The organism is Nostoc paludosum FACHB-159 (assembly GCF_014698835.1).
Classification (GTDB): domain Bacteria; phylum Cyanobacteriota; class Cyanobacteriia; order Cyanobacteriales; family Nostocaceae; genus Nostoc; species Nostoc paludosum.
The window spans coordinates 1-3,330 of sequence record NZ_JACJTU010000148.1 but is presented as its reverse complement, the minus strand read 5'-3'; the positions used below and the strand labels follow the sequence as shown (position 1 = coordinate 3,330).

The 3,330-nt window shown below is 41.5% G+C and carries 4 protein-coding genes; 2 read left to right on the top strand and 2 right to left on the bottom strand.

Translation table 11 applies throughout. The features are described from left to right. Positions 1-61: 61 nt before the first annotated feature. A complete protein-coding gene (locus H6H03_RS41935) occupies positions 62-832 on the bottom strand; it encodes a leucine-rich repeat domain-containing protein (protein WP_313932048.1) in 771 nt (256 codons plus the stop codon). A gap of 198 nt (positions 833-1,030) precedes the next feature. Beyond that, positions 1,031-2,287: an exodeoxyribonuclease VII large subunit gene (xseA, locus tag H6H03_RS39535; RefSeq protein WP_190960416.1), complete on the bottom strand. Its 1,257-nt coding sequence runs from the start codon at positions 2,285-2,287 to the stop codon at positions 1,031-1,033. A gap of 153 nt (positions 2,288-2,440) precedes the next feature. Here xseA and H6H03_RS39530 point away from each other — a divergent pair, with 153 nt between their 5' ends. Together H6H03_RS39530 and H6H03_RS39525 are read left to right on the top strand one after the other, a co-directional pair. Next, positions 2,441-2,674, top strand: a complete 234-nt coding sequence (locus H6H03_RS39530) for a hypothetical protein (protein ID WP_190960415.1) — start codon at positions 2,441-2,443, stop codon at positions 2,672-2,674. Next, entirely contained in the window at positions 2,667-3,095 is a 429-nt protein-coding gene (locus H6H03_RS39525) for a PIN domain-containing protein (RefSeq protein WP_190960414.1), read from the top strand. The genes H6H03_RS39530 and H6H03_RS39525 overlap by 8 nt, the downstream gene beginning before the upstream one ends. Positions 3,096-3,330: the final 235 nt, after the last annotated feature.

The following is a 3,330-nucleotide window of genomic DNA, read 5'->3' as shown; positions in this document are numbered from 1 at the left end:
ACTATCACTAACTATATCAAACCCTTATGACTCCGTTTTTACGAAGATATCAAAGTTTTGTCTAAAAGCTTTGAACAGTCTGGCTTTGGAGTTTTCGGACAAGTCTATTGGTTAATTTAGCGAGCGCCTCTGGAATCTCGGTTATTTGGTTGTAACTGAGGTCAAGCTGCGTCAGATTGGTTAATTTAGCGATCGCCTCTGGAATCTCGGTTATTTGGTTGTAACTGAGGTAAAGCTCCCTCAGATTGGTTAAATTAGCGATCGCCTCTGGAATCTCGTTTATTTGGTTGGAACCGAGGTCAAGCTGCGTCAGATTGGTTAAATTAGCGATCGCCTCTGGAATCTCAGTTATTTGGTTGTCACTGAGGTCAAGCTGCGTCAGATTAGTTAATTTAGCGATCGCCTCTGGAATCTCGGTTATTTGGTTGCCACTGAGGTCAAGCTGCGTCAGATTGGTTAATTTAGCGATCGCATCAGGTATTTCAGTTAGCTCTACTCGAATTAAGATAAGTTCCTCTAAATGTAGTATTTGCATTACCACATCGGGAATGCTCTTTAAAGGATTGCCGCTAATATCCAACTTACGCAAATTAGGCAAACTTAATAGTTCGAGTGGAAGCGTTTTTAAATTGTTGCCCGAAACCTTTTCGAGAAAGCGGCCTCCTACTGGTTCATAACCTTCAACCTTCTTTCCCAAAATCAAAGACTCAAGCTGCTGCAACTTACCAATTTCTACAGGTAACTCAGTCAACTCCTGCCCCGACAAGTCTAACTCTCGCCAACCCTCAGCCACGGCGCGATCTATCAGTACCAATAACTCATCCTGCGTCACAATAATTCGTAATTCGTAATTCGTAATTCGTAATTTTTACCCCACGGCTGAAGTCGGGGACTTGAAATAATGATACTACGCATTTTGATGTTTACATTGATGAATCAAGGGGCTTGTACCTAATTTAATTACGAATTATCTTCACATCTTGAGATGTGACGATCGCATATATCTAAATCTGGTTTCTAGCTATCTCTGTTATGATAGCTGCGAACGATTTTTGGCATTGTTCGTTTCCGTAACTTTCACTTTCACCTCACCCTGTCCCAGCTGAATCGATAAATCTTGCCCCACTTCTAACTCAACCGCAGTACGAGCGATCGCCCCGTTTTCTTGTCTCACCACTGCATAACCACGCTGCAACACAGCCTTCGGGTCAAGAGTTGCCAACTTTTGCCGCAACAATTCTAAATGCTGCTTTGCTTGGTGCGATCGCGCGATCGTTGCTTGTACCAATTGCCGACGCTTCCAAACTAGCTTCTGTGCCTCTTGCTCTAGTTGCCGATCTAACCGCAAACGTCGCAAACGGTTTCCTAGTGCTTGCAGTTTATTTTCAGCATTTTCCCCAAAGTCATGCATGACTTCATGCAAAGCCAGAACTCGCTGCCGATGCTCGGCATACAACTCTGCAATTGCGGGTACAACTGTTTCTGCTGCTGCCGTTGGTGTATGCACACATACATCTGCAACTAAATCTACCAAAGATTCATCTCTTTGATGACCAATACCAGTAATTACAGGAATCGAACAACTAGCAACAGCTCTCACCACTCGTTCATCATTAAAGCAAGCCAATTCCTCAACCGCGCCGCCACCACGCGATAAAATTAGCACCTCAGCGCGACCATCCCAGTCAACACGCTCAATTGCTTTGACTATGGATTCTGGTGCTTGTTCGCCTTGTACTGTAGCTGGAGAAAATAAAACGTGTAAACCTGGATACCTTTGCTTGAGAGTTTTTTGAATATCACCCCAAGCCGCCGCAGTTGGTGAAGTGACGACGGCGATGGTTTGGGGATGGATGGGGAGCGATCGCTTTCTTTGTGCATCAAATAACCCCTCAGCCAGCAAGCGATTTTTGAGTTGTTGATAGCGTAGCGCCTGTAAACCAACGCCAGCAGGTAGAGTCTGCCAAACTGACAGCTGATACTCTCCCCGTTGAGGATACACGCGAATACTGCCCAAAATAATTATCTGCTCGCCGGCAACGGGTATCTGGGCGAGTTTTGCCAATTGACTATTCCACACGACACACTTAATTCCTGCGGTGCCATCTGTATCTTGCAAACTGAAAAATAAGCCGCTGCGATGGTGGTTAGCACTGGAAACTTCGCCAGTTACCCAAACTTGCCGCAATTGTTCATCTTGCTCTAACAGCAAGCGGATATAGTCGGTTAAACCAGATACTGAAAGTGCCGTATCAAGAATGAGAGAGTCGGGAAGGTCGAAAGTCATCAAAGATGCCTGGGAGCAAAAGCTTAATCAAATATTAGCAAATAACGTTAATTAATAGGTATTACCTTGAATTATTCAAAATTCCAATATTTCTAAATTATATTAGACTTAAATTAATCAGCAAATACGAATTTAGATGGAACGTTAAATATCATGCAAAAAATAGAACTTGAACTAGATAGACTCACCTTTGAACGAGCAAAAACTCTGGCAATAGTCAATCAATCAACACTATCAGAATTGATTAGTCATGTAATTGAACGTTTAGCAGAAATTCAGGAGAAAAAAGATCCATTAATGGGATTATATGCTGATATTCCAGAAGTTGTTGATGAAATTGTTGCCGAAGCAATGGAAAAAAGAGGACATACCGTATCAGATGAGTAAAGTAGAAAAATCCCTACTTGATACGGATATTCTTTCAGAAATTATTAAACGAGTAAATCTTCGTATCATTAATAAAGCCAATACTTACTTAAACCAATTTGACAAGTATACAATTTCTACAATTACAGTTATGGAAATTGTAGAAGGTTGGCAAAAACGTCAGCAGCAACAACGCCTTCAAGAATTTTTAACGATCCTGGGTTCACAAGAGATATTACCTTTTGATTTGGCAGAAGCAGTACTAGCAGGGAAAATATACGCTGATTTAGAAACAACAGGAAAAAGAATTGGTTATCCTGATTGTATGATTGCTGGTATTGCTATCCATCATAATCTAACTTTAGTTACTGGTAATTTATCTCATTATCAAAGAATTCAGGATTTAGGGTATTCACTAAGATTAGATAATTGGCGCTTATAGTAACAGTGGCGGCGCTTATGGAGTTACAGCAGATTCGATGTTTATGAGGTACAGCAACCGACTCAAATCCAAAGTTTAAAAACTATCCCTGAAATTGGTGTACCTCATGTACCTCAAAAGCGCTGTAGCCCTCTTCTGTCACTTTCCGGAATAAGCAAGTAGTAAAGAGGCTAAATTATCCAGAAGCATAACAAGGTTTAAATTGATTCATTGCGGCAATTAGATGATTGAATCC